General features: G+C 52.3%; 20 protein-coding genes and 2 pseudogenes. 9 read left to right on the top strand and 13 right to left on the bottom strand.

What is annotated here, in order from left to right:
* Both IE076_RS20915 and IE076_RS22555 read left to right on the top strand, forming a co-directional pair.
* The coding region (locus IE076_RS20915) for a nitrous oxide reductase accessory protein NosL (RefSeq protein WP_189438737.1) at nt 1–291 on the top strand (291 nt) is incomplete at its 5' end.
* A 736-nt stretch (nt 292–1027) separates the two neighbouring features.
* On the top strand, nt 1028–1174 hold the full coding sequence (locus IE076_RS22555) for a hypothetical protein (RefSeq protein ID WP_194539868.1): 147 nt from the start codon (nt 1028–1030) through the stop codon (nt 1172–1174).
* Between the two features lie 59 nt (nt 1175–1233).
* Here IE076_RS22555 and IE076_RS20910 read toward each other — a convergent pair whose 3' ends face one another.
* The 3 genes from IE076_RS20910 to IE076_RS20900 all read right to left on the bottom strand — a co-directional run bounded on the left by IE076_RS20910 (nt 1234) and on the right by IE076_RS20900 (nt 5088).
* Nucleotides 1234–1665, bottom strand: a complete 432-nt coding sequence (locus tag IE076_RS20910; RefSeq protein ID WP_244649747.1) for a c-type cytochrome — start codon at nt 1663–1665, stop codon at nt 1234–1236.
* An 88-nt stretch (nt 1666–1753) separates the two neighbouring features.
* Nucleotides 1754–2818 carry a YncE family protein gene (locus IE076_RS20905; RefSeq protein ID WP_209009361.1) on the bottom strand — a complete coding sequence of 355 codons (1065 nt, stop codon included), beginning with the start codon at nt 2816–2818 and terminating at the stop codon, nt 1754–1756.
* Nucleotides 2819–3015: 197 nt separating this feature from the next.
* Nucleotides 3016–5088, bottom strand: a complete 2073-nt coding sequence (locus IE076_RS20900; RefSeq protein ID WP_209009359.1) for a protein-disulfide reductase DsbD family protein — start codon at nt 5086–5088, stop codon at nt 3016–3018.
* Nucleotides 5089–5783: 695 nt separating this feature from the next.
* Between IE076_RS20900 and IE076_RS20895 the strand changes: the two genes are divergently transcribed.
* From IE076_RS20895 to IE076_RS20865, 7 genes are all read left to right on the top strand, one after another.
* Entirely contained in the window at nt 5784–6371 is a 588-nt protein-coding gene (locus tag IE076_RS20895) for a c-type cytochrome (RefSeq protein WP_189438735.1), read from the top strand.
* 30 nt (nt 6372–6401) lie between these two features.
* A complete protein-coding gene (locus IE076_RS20890; RefSeq protein ID WP_209009357.1) occupies nt 6402–7268 on the top strand; it encodes a c-type cytochrome in 867 nt (288 codons plus the stop codon).
* A 50-nt stretch (nt 7269–7318) separates the two neighbouring features.
* Complete coding sequence (locus IE076_RS20885) at nt 7319–8668, top strand: multicopper oxidase family protein (protein WP_189438733.1); 1350 nt, start codon at nt 7319–7321, stop codon at nt 8666–8668.
* 757 nt (nt 8669–9425) lie between these two features.
* Nucleotides 9426–9731, top strand: a complete 306-nt coding sequence (locus tag IE076_RS20880) for a hypothetical protein (RefSeq protein ID WP_189438732.1) — start codon at nt 9426–9428, stop codon at nt 9729–9731.
* Between the two features lie 153 nt (nt 9732–9884).
* On the top strand, nt 9885–10478 hold the full coding sequence (locus IE076_RS20875) for a L,D-transpeptidase (RefSeq protein WP_371871522.1): 594 nt from the start codon (nt 9885–9887) through the stop codon (nt 10476–10478).
* A 2-nt stretch (nt 10479–10480) separates the two neighbouring features.
* The gene (locus IE076_RS20870; protein ID WP_189438730.1) at nt 10481–10966 is read left to right on the top strand and encodes a c-type cytochrome; all 486 of its coding nucleotides are present in this window, start codon (nt 10481–10483) and stop codon (nt 10964–10966) included.
* The gene (locus tag IE076_RS20865) at nt 10963–11697 is read left to right on the top strand and encodes a DsbA family protein (protein ID WP_189438729.1); all 735 of its coding nucleotides are present in this window, start codon (nt 10963–10965) and stop codon (nt 11695–11697) included. The genes IE076_RS20870 and IE076_RS20865 overlap by 4 nt, the downstream gene beginning before the upstream one ends.
* 115 nt (nt 11698–11812) lie before the next feature.
* On the opposite strand, the pseudogene IE076_RS23125 reads toward IE076_RS20865, so the two are convergent.
* The 10 genes and pseudogenes from IE076_RS23125 to IE076_RS20820 form a co-directional block, all read right to left on the bottom strand.
* Nucleotides 11813–12142, bottom strand: a pseudogene (locus tag IE076_RS23125) (OmpA/MotB family protein); the annotation flags it as partial.
* A gap of 245 nt (nt 12143–12387) precedes the next feature.
* Nucleotides 12388–12718 (bottom strand): annotated as a pseudogene (locus IE076_RS23120) (heme lyase NrfEFG subunit NrfE); the annotation flags it as partial.
* 18 nt (nt 12719–12736) lie between these two features.
* Nucleotides 12737–14164 (bottom strand): ATP-binding protein, encoded by a 1428-nt coding sequence (locus IE076_RS20855; protein WP_189438728.1) that lies wholly within the window; start codon nt 14162–14164, stop codon nt 12737–12739.
* Nucleotides 14161–14883 (bottom strand): response regulator, encoded by a 723-nt coding sequence (locus IE076_RS20850; protein ID WP_189438727.1) that lies wholly within the window; start codon nt 14881–14883, stop codon nt 14161–14163. Before IE076_RS20850 ends, IE076_RS20855 begins: the two co-directional genes overlap by 4 nt.
* A 1244-nt stretch (nt 14884–16127) precedes the next feature.
* A complete protein-coding gene (locus IE076_RS20845) occupies nt 16128–17570 on the bottom strand; it encodes a mannitol dehydrogenase family protein (protein WP_189438726.1) in 1443 nt (480 codons plus the stop codon).
* Between the two features lie 52 nt (nt 17571–17622).
* On the bottom strand, nt 17623–18351 hold the full coding sequence (locus tag IE076_RS20840) for an SDR family oxidoreductase (protein WP_189438725.1): 729 nt from the start codon (nt 18349–18351) through the stop codon (nt 17623–17625).
* Between the two features lie 14 nt (nt 18352–18365).
* Nucleotides 18366–19028, bottom strand: a complete 663-nt coding sequence (locus IE076_RS20835; protein WP_189438724.1) for a nucleoside triphosphate hydrolase — start codon at nt 19026–19028, stop codon at nt 18366–18368.
* 60 nt (nt 19029–19088) lie between these two features.
* Nucleotides 19089–20201 (bottom strand): ABC transporter ATP-binding protein, encoded by a 1113-nt coding sequence (locus tag IE076_RS20830; protein WP_189438723.1) that lies wholly within the window; start codon nt 20199–20201, stop codon nt 19089–19091.
* A gap of 4 nt (nt 20202–20205) precedes the next feature.
* The gene (locus tag IE076_RS20825) at nt 20206–21072 is read right to left on the bottom strand and encodes a carbohydrate ABC transporter permease (protein WP_189438722.1); all 867 of its coding nucleotides are present in this window, start codon (nt 21070–21072) and stop codon (nt 20206–20208) included.
* Nucleotides 21069–21878 carry a carbohydrate ABC transporter permease gene (locus IE076_RS20820; protein ID WP_189438745.1) on the bottom strand — a complete coding sequence of 270 codons (810 nt, stop codon included), beginning with the start codon at nt 21876–21878 and terminating at the stop codon, nt 21069–21071. The genes IE076_RS20825 and IE076_RS20820 overlap by 4 nt, the downstream gene beginning before the upstream one ends.
* Nucleotides 21879–21980 lie beyond the last annotated feature (102 nt).

Genomic DNA, 21980 nt, shown 5'->3' with positions numbered 1-21980 from the left:
GAAGAATCCAAAGACTATGTCGCAATTTACGTGAACGACATGGATAAAGCAGAAAGCTGGGAGCAGCCTGGAACCGACAACTGGGTTGACGCCGATACCGCCTTCTTCGTCATCGAAAGCACTCAGATCGGCGGCATGGGCGCACCAGAAGCCATACCGTTTGGCACAAAAGCCGGCGCCGAGAAGTTCTCCTCCGAGAACGGTGGCAAGGTCGTTCAACTGGCAGACATCCCAGACGCATACGTGCTCAAACCTGTCGAGTTTGACCTCAGCAACGCATCAGACAACTGATCCGACAAACTGAATGCATGAAACAAAAAACGGCAATCAATGCGTTCTGCGTTTATTGCGGAGCACATCCTGCGGTCTTGCAGACGTTCCATCAGTCGTAAGGCTAGGCCTTAATGGGTAAATCCCCAATCGCGCTCATCAACTCGCCTTATCGTTCTTGAATCTTAGGAGACGATCTTAACGGCTATCATTCCTACGGATCCAAGGCCAACCATCCACTAAGATTTAATATGGATCACTCAAATGGGACCGACAAAAGGAAAAACACATCAAGGTTGTTACGGACAGATAAAGACTGACTGAACTACACACATACAGTGAACGACGAAGTTATAGGAAACGATTAGTGAGAACTGGAGTATTCAGCAGAAGCTTATTCTGCAACTCGTTAGTGCCACACTGAAAGCAGTATCTTCCGCAAATGTTGGCTTCAACTTGCTCACGCGTGTGCAGGGTGGAGCCCTCAGGTTCCCCCTCGCCTTCCTAAGTCTTTCCAACACTCTCCCACTGTGGGCGTGGCGCTGAGCAGTATTTTAGGGAACTTCGGAAAATTTGCTCTGCGATTCTGATTGTGACCAACCATAGGCGCTGCATCGCATACGCTTAGTTTCTGACAAAGGCAGCTCGAAGCGCTCTAACAATCTAGCCGACATTCTTAAAGGTAAGGGCATACATCGTGCTTGGAGCGCCATATCCCCCATAAGCGTAAGGAACGATTGAGTGATAGCATCAAACAATGAAGTACCGTGTTCTGCTGGAAAACTACTACTTATCAGAAGACCAGCAGAGACACATCGTCCTATTTGTCGACTACGACAACAATCATCCCTATGATTTGTTCGTCAGCAAAATGCAAACGCCGCATCTCCCACTCAAATATTAGGCAGTTTCCGGTCACAAACTACGGGAACGTACAGAGAGCGAGTTTGAGGCACTATTCCGCTACATACTATGGCGTTGGTAGGTTATTCCGTTTGCGACCTGTAGTTCGCGGACGTAGCGGATGATGGAGGCGACTTCGTTTGGGGTAACTTGGGGTTGCTTGGGCATATCGCCAAAAGGCCAGTGGTGGCGTGGGACGCCTTGTTTTGCGGCGCGGTAGAAGGAAGCATCATCATGATGGCCGGGGTTATAGACATTGTGCACCAATGGTGGACCACTGTTGGTTCCGCTGGCGTTTATCCCATGGCAGGCAGCGCAGTTCTCGTTAAATGCGATTTCGCCTGCGCGCGCTTCACTTGAAAACGAAGGTACTTTGACCGCCACGGCTTGAGCACCTTCATCGCTCTGAAAGGCCTTGAAGATCAGTGCACCTACCCCGAGTCCGAAAAATCCCATCACCAAAAGCTTCGGTAAGTTCTCAGCAATTTTCACTTTAATACTCCGGTCTCAATGCGCGTCCTATAAGTCTGGGACGCGCTTGCGAGATTATTTGTTCCAATAAATTTGCGAGGTTTTGTGATTACGGCAGACTGACCATTTGATGACCTTCACCCTCAATGGCAATTTGCTTTGAAACGCTCAGATCATTGACGTCGACAGCCCAGACAGCTGATTCCGCTCGTGAAGAAACCAATGCGCTTCCCGTGCCCTGAATCATTGTGAGATGATATGGCGCTGGGGAGAGTGACTTTGACGAAACCTCACTTGTCTCTAGATCAATCGACGACAATCTGTCTTCATCGGTGACTGTCACCAGCAAATGTTCTCTGTCCGGTGTCAGACCAAGGCCATGGATCTCACCGCCGACGTAGTATGTGCGTTGGATATTCCCCGTCTCAAGACTTAGCTCGAGGACTTGTCCTTCGTTGGCATCAGCTACGTAGAGCAAGCCGGAAGACAGATCAGCAATCATATGCTCGGGAGATGAGCCAGCAAGCAGGTTTCGTCTGACAATACCTCGTTGCAAGTCCACTTCACTGACAGTTCCGTTTCCAGCGTTGGAGACATAGACCACATCAGAACCCTCGCCAAACGCCAGATAGTTGGGGTTGTCGCCAGTTGGAATGAAGCCCTCAACCTGAAAGTTGGAGAGGTCGACAATGGAGATACCGGTTCCCAGCATATGTGTTGCAACGGCAAAGCGTTCATCCGGCGTGACGGCCACGTGGTGGACAGGCCCTGGTACTTCAATCTTACGCAGGATTTCGCCTGTATCACTCTTGATCAGAGTGAGCAGGCTTTTGCTTTCTGTTGTCCCGCTCGTTGACTTTTGATTGGAGGATGGATGGTGCGCTGCATGGTCCTCTGCAGACATACCAGCAGGCTTGCTCATCTGCACCATGTCATCGCTCATCTCAGCGATGCTTCCAGCGATAAGCAATTGCTTTCCCGGTGCGACGGCAAGGCCGTGTACAGCTTCCGTACCTTCAAAGCGTTTGACGACAGATCCGCTTTTGAAATCAACCAATGATACTGTGTCCGCGCTGCCTTCAGGCACATATATTGTTTGCGCAGCAGAAATTCCGACAGTGGACATCAACGTTGTTGTGGCCACGAGCAAATGAAAAATAGCGTTGTGTTTCATGGTGTTCTCTTTGATTTCCTAAGCTTGCGGGCATTCAAACCTGAACAATTGAAACCACAAAAGAGTAAGGACATCACGAGCTGGTTTGTATCGGCGGGTAGCATTGGTGTTCTTTGATACAAACGGCGACAATTCTCCAAACTCCAAATGTTCGTGCACATGAACTCATAGGTATCTTCTCGAAGCCAGATCATCACTCAGCTGCCGGGAAACTCCAGAATGCGACCTCCTCCAGCAGCAGCAAATGCCTCCATCACCTCCGAGGTCGTCAGCAGTTCGGGTAAGATAATTCCATCTGGTGCAGCGGGGCCATAAACTGCGTTAAATGGAATTCCAAATCGGTTATTGCCAGACAAATAACGTGAGATCTTTTCGTCCGGCCTTGTCCAGTCAGCGCGCATAGCCGTTACACTCTCTGTATTGAGAGCAGAGCGAACCGGTTCACGATCCAACACCAGGACTTTATTTGCTTTACAGGTCAGGCACCAATCCGCAGTCACATCCACGAAGACGACCTGCCCCTGAGACACCAGCAGTGCTATCTTGCTGCGATCAAACTCAACCCAATCCAGCGGTGATTGCTCTTCCTGCACAACCTGCGGGGCCTGCGAGAGCGCCAGAGGTGCGGCCAACACAAGGGACACCAAGACGCCGCCACCTATGAAACGCAGCCGCGCGGGGCCTCGCCTCAACGACAGTACGGCAATCAGAGCAACGGCAAGTGTTAGCACCGTTAAGGATACAGTAAAACCGGCAACACTGTTCAGAACCCAGAGCAACCAAAGAACGGTTCCGCTTAGCATAAAGCCAAGCAGGGTCTTCAGGAAGACCATCCAACGACCGGGTTTGGGCAAGAATTTTACCAGTTCAGGTACAGCTGCAACGATCAGATAAGGGGCTGCTAACCCAAGTCCCAAGCTCGTGAACACAACGAAGATATCAATAGCCCTACCGGCTAGAGCAAATGCAATCGCTGTTCCCAGAAGCGGGGCGGAGCAAGGGGTCGCCAGAACCGCACCAAACAGCCCAGTGAAGAAATCAGCCCTATATCCCTGCCCGGCTTCTTTGTTAGAAAGCCAGGTCTGCAAGGAGGGCGGGAGCATTATTTCAAACGCGCCGAACAGATTGGCAGAAAAGATGATTAGAACAACAGTCATCACTGCAAGGAAAATTGGGTTTTGAAACTGGAGACCCCAGCCAACAGCAACCCCCATGCGTTGTAGGGCAAAAAGCGTAATGGCGAGCCCCCAGACGAAAACCATTACCCCTAATGCGGCTGCTAGAAAACCAGCACGCACTGCAGCTGATTTTTGACCGTTAAACTTAAGCGCAGAGGTCAGTTTGATTGACAAAACCGGCAGTGCACACGGCATGACATTCAAGATCAAACCACCAATAAAGGCGAGAGCTACGATCCAGACCATTTCATCAACACCGGGAACAATAGCATCGATACTAAAAGGCGGCGCCAATGCAGTGGTGACCAGATCAGGCTGCACTGTAGATGCACGACCAGGACCATCCGTGATAGTTACGGAAGGCACGTCAAATGTTGCTTCGTTGAAGGATAGAATGGGAAATCGTGCCCATATTCTGGAATCAGCTTCACTCAGGCGAATATCGGGCTTTCCAAGTGCTGTTCCTGCACCCAACTCTGGGAATACGTCTGGCTGTTTCAGCCTGTTTGTTGCGGCCAAATTGACAATGAATTCGGTACGGTCTTCATCGATGAATGCACGCGCTGTTTCTACTCCGGCTTGATCTCCTTCAAGTGGTATCTTCTTCGCGTACTTTGCAATCAGAGCACCAGATGCCCGATCGATCTCTGAGCCTTTGGGAAGTGCCAGGGACAGGTCCAGAGTTTGAGGGACGCAGATATTCGAACAAACAAGAACCGACATCTTTGCGGCTAAAACCACGGGCTCGCCTGGGTTGTCCAGTTTAACCTGAATTGGAAAAACGACCTCTCCCTCATACCCGAAATTCTCAATTCCGAATGCAGTGAAGCGGACGGGTGCCGGCCACTCAAACTGCACGTTTGCAACATTTTGCGATGCCGACCAATCCACCTGAGGCGGAATGCCAACCTCGCCAGGCGAGCGCCAATAGGTTTTCCATCCTGCGTCTAGTTCTAGCTGGATACCGGCGGATAGTACTGCGGTGTCTGCTGGGACACCATTTTGAACCGTAAGAAGCCTCGCTTTAATTGCCGGTTTGATGACATACTCTGAGGTGGCAGCAAGAGCACTATACGAAAAAAGGGTGGCCAAACTTGCGACTACGCAAGCTTTCAATAGCTGCCTGAACATCAACATTCTTAGCATCCAAAAGAGTATCACCTGCGAACACTACGGCAGCATGATCTTGTTTTCGAAATTGACTGAGGGGTGCAGTCCTGACTTTACAAAGGAAATTGCCAAATCAATACAACTTACTAGGACACAGGGGTCAAGGATACATTTCGATACATTAGCGTAGTGCATTTTCATATTATTTGATGTTAATATTACCTTCGCTGGGAATAAGGCGCCTCATGGGAGGGGCGATTGGGGTATCTGGAGACAACATGAGACACGGGCTGTTAGCATACGTTTCAAGATTTGTTATCTCCGCCGCGTTTCTGGCGTTTCTTGTTGCGGGTGGCACTTACAATCACGCGTTTGGAAGCCATACGGATCATGTTCATCAAGGCGAAAGTGCGCAGAATACACCTCATTCCCATCCTGAATTTCAACGTTTCTCGGCGATTGATATAGAGACCGTACACTGCGGAGCTAATCTGCTAGCGTTGACGAGTGAAATCAGGACAAGAATTCCTTCGGACGATGAGTCCCTTCACGATTTTTCTTCACAAAACAGACTCTCAAAAGTCAAGGCGGTAGACCCACCACCTCCACGCTCCTTTTCCTAGTCGTGTTTAGGGCAAATATGCCTTTCCAAAAAACTGGGATTGGGAGTGAAATTAATGAAGTTATTGGTGATTATTGCGTCTAGTGCATTGGTCGTCTCGAGCGTTGCGGGTGCGATAGCTCATAACGGAGCAACAGGTGTCGTAAAAGAACGCATGGTGGCTATGGGCGCCATGGGAAAAGCTATGAAGTCACTTGCAGGGATGATGCGCGGTGATAGCACGTATGATGCGGAAACAGTCCGCAACAGCGCAGCAGTATTGCAATCTCATTCTGGTGAGGCACTGACAGCCCTTTTCCCCAAAGACAGCATCAGTGGGCCTTCAGAAGCCCTGCCTGCTATCTGGTCAAATTGGCAAGAGTTTGAAGATCTTTCTGAGAAGCTAGGGCTTTACGCGACAGCTTTGGGCCGTGCCACTGACAAGGGGCTACAGCAGCCAGCTTCTGGTTCGGGCATGAGTGCACAAATGATGATGGGCAATGGCGGAATGATGGGCCAAGGGATGATGGGTCAGGGCATGATGGGAACCCAATCTATGGAACCCGATCCTGATATGCTCGCCGAAATGCCCGTGCAAGCTTTGTTCAACATGACGGCTCAAACTTGCTCTGTATGCCATACCAAGTTCCGCGTTGAGAAGTGATAGAAGATGCGCGTTTGGCTTCTGGGTGCGTTGTCCTCTCTTGCGTTAGCAGGAGCGGGCTTCGCTGCTTTAGTTTATTGGCCTATTGGATCGGAGCCCAAACTATCCGCGATTGAAGGTGATGTTCAAAAAGGAGCTTATCTGGCCAGAATGTCAGGTTGTATCGTCTGTCATACAGATACGGAGAATGGCGGAATGCCACTGGCCGGCGGAACTGAGTTTCCAACGGATTTCGGTCGTTTCTACTCTCCTAATTTGACAACAGATACCAAAGCTGGAATCGGGTCCTGGTCTATCGAAGAGTTTGCAAAAGCTGTGCGACAGGGAATATCGCCCAAGGGCGAGCCTTATTACCCATCCTTCCCCTACCTGTTCTATTCAGGGTTTTCTGATCAAGACATCGCTGATCTGTGGGCTGCGTTTCAAACGGTCCCCGCAGTGACGGAACCTGCAAAACCACACGAGATGATGCCACCATTTAGTATCAGGGCAGGCTTGAAGTTTTGGCGAGGCCTCTACTTCAAACCAGAGGAGTACGTCTCAGAGCCAGCGAAGAGTGCGGCATGGAATCGAGGCAAATATATTGTCGAGGGACCAGCTCACTGTGGCGTGTGTCATACCCCCCGCAATGTATTGGGTGCACGAAAAACTGAGTTGGCCTTGAGTGGTGCTGATAATCTGCCCGGTGGTGGCAGCGTACCTTCAATCACAAGCGACATGCTGAAGGCAAATGGCTGGACTGTAAACTCGCTTAAGTATGCTTTGCAGACAGGCTTGATGCCTGATGGCGATGTCTTCGGCGGCTCAATGGGCAAAGTTGTTCGCAATGAGACCGCTTTTCTCACGGACCAAGACCGTGAAGCCATAGCAATTTATTTGCTGGAAGGAAGAAACTAAAAAATATGATCACACGCAGACGTTTACTTGGGGTGGCGGGAGCAAGCGGAATGCTTGCAACCGCTCCAGCACTATTTGATGTGGCCTTTGCGGCGGATGGTTACATCAACATTACAGCTGGCCCCTCAAAGACAAAACTCATCAATGCAGATACGGCAGACTCTGCTCTGTGGCTTTACGATAACTCTACACCGGGGCCCGAAATCAGGGCAACCATTGGAGATCGCATCAAGGTGCGCCTCATCAACAATCTGGAAGAACCAACGTCGATCCATTGGCATGGCCTCCGGATTGCCAATGAGATGGACGGCGTTTCTGGTTTGACTCAAGAGCCAGTCATGCCCGGAGAGCAGTTTGAGTATAACTTCGTAGTCCCTGATGCAGGTACGTTCTGGTATCACGCGCATAACAAGAGCTGGAATCAGGTCGCACGCGGACTTTATGGTCCTTTGATCGTTGATGAACAGAAACCGACCTTCGACAAAGACCATGACCTCACGATCGTCATCGACGATTGGCGTGTGAAAAACGACGGCAGTTTTGATATTGAGAGTCTTGGCAACTTAATGGATTGGAGCCACGGCGGGCGACTGGGCAACTGGCTGACCGTGAATGGCGAGAGCCGCCCGACCCTTGAGCTGAAACGTGGAGAAGCTTACAGGCTGCGCCTCATCAATGCTGCTAATGCACGTATACTTGACCTTGATCCCAATCGCTTTGGAGCAAAGGTTCTAGCTTATGATGGACAGCCGCTAGAAGATGTGACTGCTCCTCTTTATGCTCCCATGTTGTTAGGGCCTGCACAACGCCTTGATTTGGTCGTCATCCCAGAAGAGAACTTCGCGCTCGAAGAGTTGTCCGGCGACAGGCCGTTTGAATTCGCCTACTTCCAGGTAAAGGATGGTGCAGGCACAACAGAACCTGTTCGCTACCCCCGCCCCAACCCACTGCCAGAACCTGAGCTGGATAAAGCCAAGGTTTTTGAGATTGACATGACGGGTGGTGCGATGGGCCGGTTCACCGAGACCGTTTACAAAGGGCAAGTACTATCCAATGAAGACATGCGTCGAACAGGTCAGATCTGGGCCTTTAATGGTGTTGCAAATTTAGCAGATGATCCGTTCTTCTCAGTGCAACAAGGCGAAACCGTTGTTTTGGCCGTTAAGAACGACACCGCATTCGCACACGCCATGCACGTCCACGGTCACCACTTCCGCGTCATAGAACGATCGGGAGCAACAGTTGATGATGACAAGCCTTGGCGTGATACATTTCTCATTGGCCCAGACCAGGTCGTCAAAATTGCTTTTGTGGCTGATAATCCGGGCAAATGGTTGTTTCATTGTCATATGCTAGAACACGCAGCTGCAGGCATGAATACGTGGTTTCAAGTCGGATGAGGATAACGCAGTTGTGCTCAATTTAATCTGGATTTGCCACAATCTTTAAGGTAGTTTCTACGCATGCGTATTTGGGTTATTTCTCTTCTGATATTGTTATTTTCGGGGATCTCTACGGTCCCTGCCTTTAGCATTGAGCAGAGTGATAACAGCGAGATCGCGTTGAGCTCATTCGTTAAAGTAGATGCTCCTGTCCTCACACAAAGTGTATACTCGCACCACGACAAATGCTGTAGCAACTCCGGTGACAAGGCCAGTTCCACGAAGGTGTCTAACTGTGCAGCAGATTGCACCTCGTTGGTTATCGACAACACAGAGTTTGTCTTTCAAACAAGCATTGAGCTTGAGACTACGCCGATGCCCGTATTCTCGACGATTATTGTCTATCCCAAAGAGCAACCACCCAAATTCAGCTGAAGCTTCAAAACCGGAATAACGGATCGATGACCGTATTTCGGCCAAGCCAACTGATGGGAAGTGGTTGCTCTATGCATCCCTGAACCTTGTTACCACGGCTCGCATAAAAGCGAGGCATCCAGCGCGAGACGCAGATGTCGCTTGCAATTAACCTTTTACATCATCGGATAAAACTTGCCTTGGTACGCGGTGGTTTCCACCTCCAAAGTAAGCTGATCCGATCAGGTGCTGGTAACAATCCGTTCTGTTGAACTTCCCATTTTCAAATCGCAGGATTCCCGACCGCATCAACACGACAAATGTCGGCGGGCGCAGGCAGATAGAAGATGGATCTTTCTCAATGACTACTCAACAGCCACGTGCAACAAGTAAAGCTTTGGCCCCTCAAGTTAGGACCATGCAGGCCCAGCAATCTCCGCTACGCAAGCTCATGTCGGGGCACAACCTCATGATGATGGCATGCTGTGCGGCGATGGCAGTTGGTACAGGCGTACTTTTCGCGAGCGCACCAGCTGGCCAGTCTGTCGGGCAAACACTGCTTTTAGCTGCGCCGCTGGTGGGCTGCCTTGGCATGCATCTGGTAATGCACCGTTTCATGGGCAAGTCATGCCACTCCAACTCAAAACAAGAGCCCAAGAACGACTAACTAATATTGGTCGTCCTGCCTCTGGATCGCGTCTGCGCATTTTGCGGCAGACACGTTTAACGACAGGTCACAAAACCTAACATGACAGTATTATCAAGAAGAACTTTTGTTGCTGGAACGGCGAGCCTTACAGGGCTCGCCGTGAGCGGTTGCGTGTCAAAAACCGCAGTACCGGAAAAGACACCGCTCTCGCAGGACATTACGTATATTTCAATGTACAGGGCAATGCCTGAGGAACGTTTCCCTCTTCCGGCGATCAATCCGAGCAAAATACCCGAGAAATTCTATCGCCAGCAGGTGGATTACAGAACATCTGAGCCCGCTGGATCCCTGGTGGTCGATACCAGTGAGTTTTTCCTCTATCTTGTTCAGGAAAACGGCAAGGCAATGCGCTACGGTGTTGGTCTGGGGCGCGCCGGGTTTGAATGGTCAGGCCGTGCATCAATTGCCCGAAAAGCGGCCTGGCCTAAATGGACGCCTCCTGACGAGATGATCAAGCGGGAGCCAGATCTGGAAAAATGGAGCTGGCGTAACGGGGGCATGCCTCCTGGCCTTGAGAACCCGCTTGGCGCGCGCGCCCTCTACATCTATCAGGACAACAAAGACACGCTCTACCGTCTTCATGGTACGGCTGAATACTGGACCATCGGGAAGGCTGTTTCCAGTGGATGCGTGCGGTTAATGAATCAAGACATCATTGATCTTTACCAGCGCGTACCCATTGGCTCCCCAATATTGGTGCTTTGAAAATGAACTCAGGAAAAAAAGTACTTCTGCTCGTTGGTCTGCTTGCAATCGTCGCTGTGGCTTCTGCAGTTTATTTCTATGCCAATGACCGGCAAGAAGTAAGAATGCTGCGGCCCTACGACCAAGCACTGATCGCTCAGGGTGCAGACGTATACGCCCAAAATTGCGCACCCTGTCATGGTGCGAACCTAGAAGGCGAACCTGACTGGAAAACTGCGAAGTCCGATGGTTCGCTTCCAGCACCACCGCATGACGAAACCGGCCACACCTGGCACCACGATGATGACTTGCTCTTTCGGATCACCAAGTTCGGAACGGCAAAAGCTGCGGGTCTCGATGACCTGAATTCAAACATGCCTGCATTTGAAGACACACTGAGCGATCAAGAGATCATCGCGGTTCTCTCGTGGATCAAAGCCCAATGGCCCGAAGAAATGCAGAAGCGCCACGACGAAATGAATGAACGCACAAGGAGTTTGCGTAAATGATATTATTAATCCGTAGTTTCTTTATTCTTTTCATAGCCTTATTCATATCGGGAACCAGTGCATTTGCGCAATCCAATGCGACAGTATCCGACGAACGCGTCAAGGAATTGGCTTTGGAGGCAATCCTAGAAAACCCGAGGGTGATTGAAGAAGCAATTCAACGATTGCAGCTTATGCGACAGGCGCAGGCACAGGCAGGAATCAAGGCTACGATTGATCAGCGCAGAGACCTTCTCGTAAATGATGCTAACGCGCCTGTTCTGGGCAATCCTCAAGGCGATGTTACCGTTGTCGAATTCTTTGACTACAACTGCCCATACTGCAAACGCGCGAAACCAGAACTCGAAGCCTTGCTGAAATCAGATAGCAATGTTCGATTCGTATTCAGAGAGTGGCCGATCCTCGGTGAAGGCTCCGTATATGCTGCAAGAGCCGCTTTGGCTTCCAGAAAGCAAGGCAAGTACGAGGACTTCCATTGGGCTCTCATGGGGGTCAAGGGCCGCATTGATAATAACTCAGTCATGAAGATTGCTCTGGACGCGGGACTTGATGTGGTCCAACTGAAGACCGACATGGATGATCCAGCGATTGCAGCGCACATCCAATTGTCCATGCAATTGGCTCAGGAACTTAACATAACCGGTACGCCAGCATTCGTCATCGGAGATGATGTTTACCCAGGTTTGCGGACGCACGACGAACTTGCTGAGATAATATCCGCGAACAGATAATCGACGAACAGGGGAACGGGCGACAAATTAATTGTTTGTCGTCCTATCCAACCCAACGCCTCTCTCCTCCGAACCACTTTGAAGCACATGGATTGAGCGCCACAGAAGTGTTGTGTTACGGGCTTAAAGATGGAGGGAGCGGTGGGGCCTCTGCCATTAACAGGATCTCGACCCTGCGGTTTGCAATAAGGTTAGGATCATTCGGGAAAAGCGGCTCTATATCGGCCTTTCCGGTTACTCCGAAAAACTGGTCATGCGGCACACCATATTCTGACAGGATATGCCGTACGACATTTGCACGGTCGGCTGACAGGTTCCAAGTCGAGTATGGAGTTGAGGCCGTTCTCTGTCCACCCGTTGTGTGTCCTGTAACATGAATTCGGTTTGGCAACCGTGCGAGGATTGGCGCCATTTTTGCCAGCAGACGCCGTGTTGCTTCGTAGGGGTATTTTGAACCTTCGCGAAACATGGCGCGGCCTTCCTGGTCCAACAGTAAGATGTTTAAGCCCTCTTCTGTTTCCTCGAAAATTATGCTGCTTGATAGCTCAGCAATCTCAGCAATCTCAGGAAGCTCTTGCAGGGCCTGTCGTAAGGATACAGCAGCAGTCGCAAATTGCCTTGTCTTTTCAATGTTGGACCTTAAGTTGCTTGGAGTGTTCCCTTCAGATCGTTGATCACGCTGCTCCTGCGAGACCCCTGCCCCAAAGACCGTCAGGATGAGGACCCATAGCAGCAGCGACCCTTCGTGACTGCCCCACATGCCTGCAATCTTATAGAGAAGCGGCTTCAGAGAGTGCGAGTTTTCAGCAACATTTCGAACAGTGAAGTCACTGACAATAAACGCCTGCATCAATGCTCCGAATGCGACTGATGTGAAGATAACCTGCCCAATCGAAAGTGGACGTGCAGAGCGCATCCATAAGAGATTTCCACGCGCGGCGCCTATGATTGGCACCGTGCTCTGGACGAGCGCAAGGGCTAGCGCTAAGGCCAGCGCGAAATGACCAACTTCAGGTGTCATTGTGAGATCCTGTTTTTTCTAACCCGGCGTAGCCAGGTTGTCCTTCTCTCCCGACAGAGGGACATCTTCAGAAAGAGGTATCTTGATTTGAGCCATCAGGCCTTTGTTATTACGATTGGCAAGTACTACGTCTCCCCCGTGCGCCCTTACGATCGTACGTGAGATGGACAAGCCGAGACCGTGTCCGCCCGTCTCCAGGGACCTTGATTCTTCCAGCCTGAAGAAGGGCTCAAAAACTTGCTCCAGTTGCTCTTGAGGAATGCCAGGACCATGGTCTTCGATTGTAATCACGAGGGATTGTTTCTCAGTCTCGTAGGTGACCGTCGCATCCCCTCCATAGCGAAGGGCATTTTCGATTAGATTTCGCAGCGCCCGCCGAAATGCCATTGGTCGAATGCGGATTAAAACCTCGGGACCTGGCTTTATGTGAAAGGGTTCAAGAATATCTTTTTGCAATGAGGCGAGAAACTCACCAATTTCAACGAGTTCGGTCCCCTCAGAACCAATGAGACCACGTGAGAATGTGAGAGTTGCTTCGACCATGGACTGCATCTCCTCAACACAGTCAATCAAGCTTGTCCGTGTTTCATCATCGTCCACCATCTCGGCACGAACACGCATTGCGGTTAAGGGAGATTTCAGGTCGTGGCCCAGAGCAGCGAGCAGCCTTGTCCGGTCAGCAACAAACCGGGTCAACCTTTCCTGCATCTGGTTGAACGCTTTGATGAGACTTCTGACTTCAAGAGGCCCAGCCATTGGAAGCTCAGAGACTTCCTCCCCTCGCCCCAGACTATCCGAAGCTGATGCAAGTCTTCTCAACGGTCCGGTTAAGCGGCGTAGCAGGAACCAAAAGACAACGATGAGAATGAGCGCAGCAGACAAAGCAAAGGTGAGCGTCGAGTAAAATGGCCATTGTAGTGGAGGTCGTTCAAAGCGCGTTTCTACGTTCAGCCATTGACCATCTGACAAGGCAATCGACAGGTTCATCTCAACGGCTGACAGCTCCCCTTTCATCATGGCCATATGCATCTCGGCCATTTCGCCCGAAAGATGAGGAAGCGGCAGAATCTTGCCCTCAACCTGATTGACTTCTACCCGAATGTCTCTGTGGTTGCTATCGCCAAGAAGACGGCGAACGCGCATTTCAATGACTCCACCATCGGAATAATCATCAACAGTCGCGCTCGGATTGCGCGAGAGTTTGAACCGGACAAGAGGTGAATCAGCAGCTTCCAGAATTGCTGGTCGCGCATCGGCAGGAGCATTCTCCAGGAGTCTGGCAACATTCGCTGCACGCCCAGCTGCCTCAAACCCAAGAGCTGCTCGGATCGCCAGGCTTCTCTCGTCGACGAAAAGCCACAGGCTGATCATCTGAGCGGTTACCAACGCAGCAATAACGAGCAAGGTCAATTGCACAATGAGTGTGTTGAACGGCCAGAGCTTCATTTCAGCACCTCAACATCTGCGGAAAGGCAGTACCCCCCATGCCGCACAGTTGTAATGATGCTTGGCCGAAGCACATCCGGCTCGATTTTTCGTCTTAACCTACTGATCTGGTTATCTATCTTACGATCCAGAGGCCCTGCGGTCTTTCCGGCCGTCAGATCCAGCAGCTGTTCTCGGCTCAACACAACACGGGCCCTTTCAAGCAGCACCGTCAGAAGTTTATGATCCGATGTGGTAAGCTGCGTCTCCTCGCCGCCATCGGCGATCAAGAGACGTTTGTCGGTGTCCAATGTCAGATGAGCAAAACGCACCTTCTTGCCTGAAAACGCTCCGCCGAGCGTCTCAGGCACACTGGTTCTTCTAAGAATGGCTTTGATGCGCGCCAAAAGTTCTCGAGGATTGAAAGGCTTGGCAAGGTAGTCGTCAGCACCAATCTCAAGACCGACGATCCGATCCGTGTCCTCACCCAGAGCCGTTAGTAGAATGATGGGCAGTTTACTTCCAGCAGAAATGCGCTGGCAAACCGATAGCCCACTTTCGCCCGGCATCATGACGTCGAGTACAATCAGGTCGTATTGCCCCGTCGACAACATCACATCCATCTCACGTGCATCTTTTGCGGATGACGCTCGCAGGCCGTTCTTTTCCAGAAAACGTGTAACACTATGACGAATTTGCTTATGATCGTCGACGACTAAAATATGCGGTGCTTCTGACATACCGCAGTTCTACAAGATATTTCCCCTGCTCGTCAGCGGACGTTTTGTCTCCGATTGTATCAAACAGATCGATTAGTACCGGCAGTTACAAACCAAAAGTTACAGCAAAAAATGCTTTATGCATGCTTTACCATCCGCGAGGGTTCTTTCTTACTCAGCAACTTGCCCTCATCTTCATTTACTACAGACAGCAATAACCGATTGTAAAAGCGCAAATGAGGTGCCGTTTTTAAATGTTTGATGCAACTATGAGAAGGAACCGGTTAAGAGTGCCTATTATCGCTTCGAGAGGAACACTAAGATAGCGATTACATAGCACCACCACAATCGCTCACGCGGTCAGGACCACAATCCAACGTTCCAAAGCCGCAGCCTCGCGAATGGACAAAGGAACCCCATTTATCCAAACCACTTCTCCACGGAAAGAAACATCTAAGTAGCAAACATCTGGTCAGTACATATCAATGCTGGGGGGGAGCGTTCACGCCAACAATTAAAGGATCAAGAGCTATTGGGATGATGGGTGATATAATAGGTCAGATAAAGCGGTATTCGCTTTAGCATTTAATTTCAACGCCGTAGGAGGAGAAGTGGCGGACACGGAGGGAGACACGGTTGGCTTTCCAGAATTCTCAACTGAACGAAAAATATCATTAATATCAAAGCATAAAACAGCGAAAGCTACATATTTAAGTTTTGAAGGTTCTACAAAATGTACCACAAAATGTGTCACAGCCTACCGAAGAGAGTACGTAGTAAGGTCCCATCTCAAACGGGTTTATTGTGAACGTTGAGTTAAACGCTAGCTCTTGAGTTAATGAGCTTCTATGCGTTCCCAGCATCAAACGGTGGCATCCATTTGCGGACGATATTTCCGCTGCTCGGGATCGCAAATTCCCACAGTGTAGAACCTCACTTTTGTAGACCTCAACGCAGATTTGTATGGCACAGCTCAGCAATTTTAGCCCAATCCGTCATGCACCGCTGAAAAATTGAACGAGTAAACAATATACGACACCCATGAGCATACTTGGTAGCTACATGCAGTTTTATAGCTATCCAACGCATTCATCACTTGGCGAACAGACGCTGTTCGAGGTTCTTACAATCAGTCTCTGCGGCCTATTAAGCAGACAACGTAGCATGGCGTGTCCAATTAAGATCAAGGTTTACCGGCCCAAACAGATACCGTGCTAGACAGTCCGCCACTCCAGCCCGACGACGAAAGCTGAGCACAGGGTCATTCAATCTCGATCAAGATAGGCCTCGATTGCACCACGGACACCTTTCTGCGCAATAATTGCAAGAGCCGCTTCCAGGGCCTTAATGAGGCGTGCATTGCCGGAGAGATCACCGAACACCCCTTCTATTCTGACAAAGGCCGCGGCGCCATTTCGTGCTGCTTCGTTCAGAGTCTCCGCCAATGGATCCTCTAGCGGAATCGGTTTTTCGGAACAGAAATGGGCCCAGAGCCCAATTTCGAGAGCCAGACCTTCCAACGGCAAATTACGCGATAATGCTTCCCTGATTGTCGGTAGGATGAATTTTGGCTGCCGGTCCGAGCCGTTCTCGGCCAGGCGGGCAATCGTGTCTGCAATGGCCGGATTGCGGAACCGCTCAATGCATTGATCGAGATAGGCGGCATAGTCCACCCCTTCCAGCGGCGCGAGGCAGGGGATTGTCTCCCGACGTGGCAACTCGGCGAGCCAGCGCGATAGGGTCTCGTCCGCCAAGGCAGCGTCCACATATTCGTGGCCCATGAGGGCAGCCGCGTAGCACAGGCTCGCATGGCTCCCGTTGAGCAGCCGTAGCTTCATGATCTCATGCGTGGTGACATCCTCGACGAACTCGACGCCGACCTCCTCCAGTGGCGGGCGCCCAGCGGGAAAATGGTCTTCGATCACCCATTGCCGGAAAGGCTCACAGATAACGGGTGCTGCATCCTCGATGCCGAAGCGATCACGCACCAGCGCAAGCTCCTTCTTTCCTGTTCTGGGTGTGATGCAGTCGACCATGCTATTGGGAAAGGCGACCTCGGCCGCGATCCAGTCTCCCAGCGCCGGATCCTGCATACGGGCGAGTGCGGTGACGACGCCAGAAACCACCTTGCCATTGGCCGGGAGATTATCGCAGGACAGCACGGTAAAGGGAACGGTACCCGCCTCGCGACGTCGGCGCAAGGCAGCAATTATCAGACCGAAGGCAGTCCGGGGTGCCTCTGGATTACGTGCGTCAGCCTGGATCTCGGGGTGGTCAACGATGACGGCACCGGCGCTGTCGAGGAAATACCCCCCCTCGGTGACAGTCAGAGAAACGATGCGGATCGCGGGATCACACAGCCGCGCGAGGATCGCCATAGGGGCAATATCGACATAGTCGATCATCGCGCTGATGACCCGCGCGTTCGCGGAGTCGGCTTCGAGATCGACCACGGTGGTCAGCCAGTCCTGTGCTTCGAGCTTGTCGCGCATCTGGGCATCACCCGGCTTCAGCCCCGCCCCAACAATCGCCCAGTCATGGCCAAGACCCTTCGCAAGAAGCCTATCCAGATAGTGGGCCATGTGGGCGCGATGAAAATTGCCAACCCCAATATGGAGGATGCCTGCGCTGAGGTTCTGGCGGTCGTAGCCCGGGGTTGCGACGATTTTGGGCGCGCTGCCAAGAGAGGCAAGCGAAAGATCAAGCATGGGATTAGCTCCAGATTAAGCAAGGCTTCGGCCCGTCGCGGGGCAGCAGGAATCAGACCGCCGTATAACCACCGTCGATGGGAAGAGTGACGCCCGAAATCATCGAAGCGCCATCTGAGAGCAAGAACACGATGGGCGCCGCGATCTCGTCCTCGGTGGCCCAACGACCGAGCGGCATGGTCTCGAGGTAAGGCTCTTGGACTTCAGGGCGCCCCCAATAACTGGCGGACATGGGTGTCATAACCACGGTCGGGTTTACCGCGTTGACTCGGATTCTATAGGGGCCGAGTTCGAGAGCGGAAACGCGGGTGATGTTGTCGAGCGCTGCCTTGGAGGAACCGTAGGAGATATGTCCCTTCAGTCCCACTCGCGAGGCCTGGCTCGACACGTTTACGATGGCACCACCTTTTTCGAGGCGTATCATTGATCGGGAGGCATATTTCGTCACCAGCAGCGCACCTCGGGCGTTGATCGAGATCACCTTGTCGAAGATCGAAATATCCGTCTCCATCGGCGTCGCAATCTCACCGCCGAAGCCGCCGCAGTTGACCACGCCCCAGAGGTCGAGCCCGTCGAGCGCCTCGCGGATACTGTCTTCGCTTTCCAGATCGAATGGAAGCATCTGGCAACCGGTTTCCTTAGAGAGCGCCGCGAGCGTGTCTTGATTACGACCATTGGCGATAACTTCAGCGCCAGCTGCGACAAGCTGGCGGACGGTTGCTCCCCCAATACCACCGCTGGCGCCGGTGACAAGAATGGGGCCTTTGTCGAATCCGGGCATGTTGTGTTCCTCTATCAGTTTGTCACTGCACAGTCTTCCTCACGTAATGTCAGGTCGGCTGAGCGGGATTGGTTCAGAACGATTAGCCCGTTCGGCAGGTCGTTTTCCTCAACGCGGCGGGTCGCCTCTGCATCCTCGACACCATAGCCGCGCCAGCGGGCATAGAGCCGGCGCCGCAACTCCACAGCGGAGACATCGAGCATCACGGTCAGGTCGAAGAACGCGGCAATGTCGCGCCAGAACGGGCGATCCAGCAGGAGGTAATTGCCCTCCACGATGAGAAGCTCGACCGAATGGGGAATGATCCGTGCTGCGTTTCGGGAGATCTCCAGATCCCGGTCGAAAACCGGCACCGCAATCTCGGCTTCCTGGTTGCGACGAAGCCGGTCAAGGAGGTGACAGAACCCGGCTACGTCGAAAGTCTCCGGTGCGCCCTTTCTCTGGCATAGGCCCCGCTCTTCAAGGATCGCATCGTCGAAGTGGATGCCATCCATTGGAAAGACCGCCGCGCAGTCCGGCGACGTCTCGTTGATCGCGGCAGCCAGAGCCTCCGCTAACGTGGACTTACCGGACCCTGGCGGCCCGACGACCGCCACAAGGTGGCGTCGACCGGGCGGATAAGACGCCAGCTGTTTCACCAGTTGGTCTTGTGTGATCCGCTGAGTGTTACTTAGCATGCTACCGCTCTCACGAAGTTGGTCCATTTCGTTTGCCATCATCGAAGTTCCCAAAGGTGTTCAATCGATCCGCTGCTCAGTTTCCGGATCAAACGCCACCGCCTTTGCCATGTCGAAAGAGAAGGGAAAGCGCGCGCCAGCGCGGGCCGACGTGTTGGCGCGAAAGCGGCCAATGGCGTCTTTGCCACACAGGCTGACGGTGACATAAGTATCCGACCCAGCGGGCTCGATGACGTCGATTGATAGCTCGGCTTGATGGATCGCGGGACTTTCGGCATCGGCGCTTTCAGGGTCCGTCATTGCTTCCGGCCGGATGCCGAGCACGATCGCTCGGCCATCCTGCCCTGACAGCGTTGCGCCGCGAGGGAAAGGCAGAGAGATATAGCTGCTATCCGGAAGCGCGAGTTCGACGGCGACACCACCCTCAGCATCGCGCAGTGTGGCCGGCAGCAAGTTCATCGCTGGAGATCCCATGAAGCCTGCAACAAACATGTTGGTCGGGTTATCGTAGATCTCCTGCGGCGTGCCGAGTTGCTGTACTTCGCCGCCAAACATAACCGCAATGCGGGTCGAGAGCGTCAGCGCTTCAATCTGATCATGGGTCACGTAGACGATCGTCGTACCAAGTTTCTGATGCAGTTTCTTGATCTCGGTGCGCATGTCCACGCGCAACTTGGCATCAAGGTTAGAAAGCGGTTCGTCGAACAGGAAGACATCCGGGTCGCGGGTCAGCGCTCGTCCCATGGCGACACGCTGACGCTGCCCCCCGGATAATTGGCCCGGCTTGCGGTCCAGAAATGGCGTGAGTTGCAGAAGCTCAGCGATTTCGGCGATCTTCTCCTCGCGTTTCGCTTTCCGTACGCCATGCATTTCCATACCGAACGAAATATTACTCCTCACCGTCATGTTCGGGTAGAGCGCATAACTTTGGAACACCATCGCGATGTTGCGGTCAGCGGGCTTAATGTCGTTCATGCGCCTGTCCCGGATGCGGATCTCTCCCGAACTGACACCTTCAAGCCCAGCAATCATATTCAGCAGCGTGGACTTGCCACAGCCAGATGGGCCGACCAGAACGAGAAACTCCCCCTCTTCAACGGAAATATCGGTTTCGTTCAAAACGCGCACAGCGCCATACGATTTGGTCGCCTTATCGATATCGAGAAAGCTCATTGTCTTATCCTTTCACGGAGCCGGACATCAATCCGCGGACGAAGAACCGGCCGGCGACGATGTAGACGAGGAGTGTAGGCAGGGCGGCAATGATCGCGCCGGCGAAGTGGACGTTGTATTCCTGTACGCCGGTGGACGACTGCACCAGGTTGTTAAGAGCCACGGTCATCGGTTGGCTGTTGAAATCCGAGAAGGATGCGCCGAAGAGGAAGTCGTTCCAGATATTCGTGAACAGCCAGATCACGCAGACCACTGCGATCGGACCGGAGTTGGGCAACAAGATCCGGAAGAAGATAGTGAAAAAGCCCGCCCCATCGATCTGCGCAGCCCGGACCAACTCGGTCGGAAAGGCTGCGTAGTAGTTACGAAAATAGAGCGTGGAGAAGCTGATGCCATAGACCACATGGACAAAAATAAGCCCCGGTACCGTCCCTGCAAGCCCCATCATCCCGAGTGCACGTGCCATAGGGATGAGTACGATCTGAAACGGGATGAAGCAACCGAACAGGAGGAAACCAAAGAGGATCGTCGAGCCCTTGAAGGTCCATTTCGTCAGCACGTAACCATTGAGCGCCCCGAGGATGGTAGCGATGGCGACCGCTGGGATAACCATCAGGAAGGAGTTAATAAAGTAGGGACGCATTCCGGTTGCCTCCACGCCGACCTGTGCTTCCGACCAGGCGTTGCGCCATGGTGCGACAGTCCATTCTTTCGGCAGGGCGATCATGCCGCCGGAAGTTATTTCCGAGAGCGGTTTCAACGAGTTCACGACCATCACGTAGAGCGGCATCAGGTAGTAAAGGCAAAAGAGTGCGAGAACCCCATAGAGCGCAAAGCGCGCAATGCGGTGGGTTGAGGATGCAATGCTCATTGCTTGCTCCCTCTCAACTCGGACCACAGATACGGTACGGTGATCGCGGCGATGGTCATCAGCATCATCACTGCCGATGCAGAACCGACCCCCATCTGGTTGCGGGTAAACGTGTAGGAATACATAAAAGTCGCGGGCATGGTTGTAGCAATGCCCGGGCCGCCATTCGTCAGTGCGATAACGAGGTCATAGGACTTGATCGCCATATGTGCGAGCACCACGAAAGCCGACATGAAAGCAAGCCGTAGTTGCGGAATGACAATCCGGCGATAAAGGGCAAATGTCGATGCCCCGTCCACCTCGGCGGCGCGCAGGATTTCTTGGTCGATGCCGCGCAGTCCCGCGAGAAACATTGCCATCACAAAGCCCGAGGTTTGCCAGACAGCTGCGATGACGATGGTGTAGATCGCCATGTCTCGGTCCTTGATCCAGTTGAATTCGAAGTTTTCGAACCCCCAGCCCTGCACAACCGCTTCAAGTCCGATGCCTGGGTCAAGGATCCATTTCCACGCCACACCGGTCACGATGAAAGACAGTGCCATAGGGTAGAGGTAGATGTTTCGGATAAAACCTTCCGCTCGGATTTTCTGGTCAAGTAAGATCGCGAGCAGCAACCCCAATGCGCAGCAAATGCCGATGTAGAGAATTGCGAAAATGGCGAGATTGATCGTCGCGATGTTCCAGGCGCGCAACGTGAACAAGTTCTGGAAGTTCTGCAATCCGGCCCAACCGTAACTCGGGAGGATTCTTGAATCAGAGAATGCCAGGTAGATCGTGAACAGGATGAAACCGTACACGAAGATCATGCTAATCGCGACCGATGGACTCAATACAAGTTTTGGAAGCGCGTCACGCAGCCAGTCGCCTTTGGATTTCGAGAACTTTAGTGCTGATCCGCCTTCTGGAAC

The sequence above is a fragment of the Pseudovibrio japonicus genome, assembly GCF_014651595.1.
In the GTDB taxonomy this organism is placed as follows: domain Bacteria; phylum Pseudomonadota; class Alphaproteobacteria; order Rhizobiales; family Stappiaceae; genus Pseudovibrio; species Pseudovibrio japonicus.
The sequence above is the reverse complement of the archived record's forward strand: the minus strand, read 5'-3'. Positions and strand labels throughout refer to the sequence as shown.

What these genes read in the sequence shown, in the direction of transcription:
- IE076_RS22555 (WP_194539868.1), top strand. Translation starts at nt 1,028, where the DNA reads ATGAAGTACCGTGTTCTGCTGGAAAACTACTACTTATCAGAAGACCAG.
- IE076_RS20905 (WP_209009361.1), bottom strand. Translation starts at nt 2,818, where the DNA reads ATGAAACACAACGCTATTTTTCATTTGCTCGTGGCCACAACAACGTTG.
- IE076_RS20895 (WP_189438735.1), top strand. Translation starts at nt 5,784, where the DNA reads ATGAAGTTATTGGTGATTATTGCGTCTAGTGCATTGGTCGTCTCGAGC.
- IE076_RS20885 (WP_189438733.1), top strand. Translation starts at nt 7,319, where the DNA reads ATGCTTGCAACCGCTCCAGCACTATTTGATGTGGCCTTTGCGGCGGAT.
- IE076_RS20880 (WP_189438732.1), top strand. Translation starts at nt 9,426, where the DNA reads ATGACTACTCAACAGCCACGTGCAACAAGTAAAGCTTTGGCCCCTCAA.
- IE076_RS20870 (WP_189438730.1), top strand. Translation starts at nt 10,481, where the DNA reads ATGAACTCAGGAAAAAAAGTACTTCTGCTCGTTGGTCTGCTTGCAATC.
- IE076_RS20865 (WP_189438729.1), top strand. Translation starts at nt 10,963, where the DNA reads ATGATATTATTAATCCGTAGTTTCTTTATTCTTTTCATAGCCTTATTC.
- IE076_RS20855 (WP_189438728.1), bottom strand. Translation starts at nt 14,164, where the DNA reads ATGAAGCTCTGGCCGTTCAACACACTCATTGTGCAATTGACCTTGCTC.
- IE076_RS20850 (WP_189438727.1), bottom strand. Translation starts at nt 14,883, where the DNA reads ATGTCAGAAGCACCGCATATTTTAGTCGTCGACGATCATAAGCAAATT.
- IE076_RS20845 (WP_189438726.1), bottom strand. Translation starts at nt 17,570, where the DNA reads ATGCTTGATCTTTCGCTTGCCTCTCTTGGCAGCGCGCCCAAAATCGTC.
- IE076_RS20840 (WP_189438725.1), bottom strand. Translation starts at nt 18,351, where the DNA reads ATGCCCGGATTCGACAAAGGCCCCATTCTTGTCACCGGCGCCAGCGGT.
- IE076_RS20835 (WP_189438724.1), bottom strand. Translation starts at nt 19,028, where the DNA reads ATGCTAAGTAACACTCAGCGGATCACACAAGACCAACTGGTGAAACAG.
- IE076_RS20830 (WP_189438723.1), bottom strand. Translation starts at nt 20,201, where the DNA reads ATGAGCTTTCTCGATATCGATAAGGCGACCAAATCGTATGGCGCTGTG.
- IE076_RS20825 (WP_189438722.1), bottom strand. Translation starts at nt 21,072, where the DNA reads ATGAGCATTGCATCCTCAACCCACCGCATTGCGCGCTTTGCGCTCTAT.
- IE076_RS20820 (WP_189438745.1), bottom strand. Translation starts at nt 21,878, where the DNA reads ATGATCTTCGTGTACGGTTTCATCCTGTTCACGATCTACCTGGCATTC.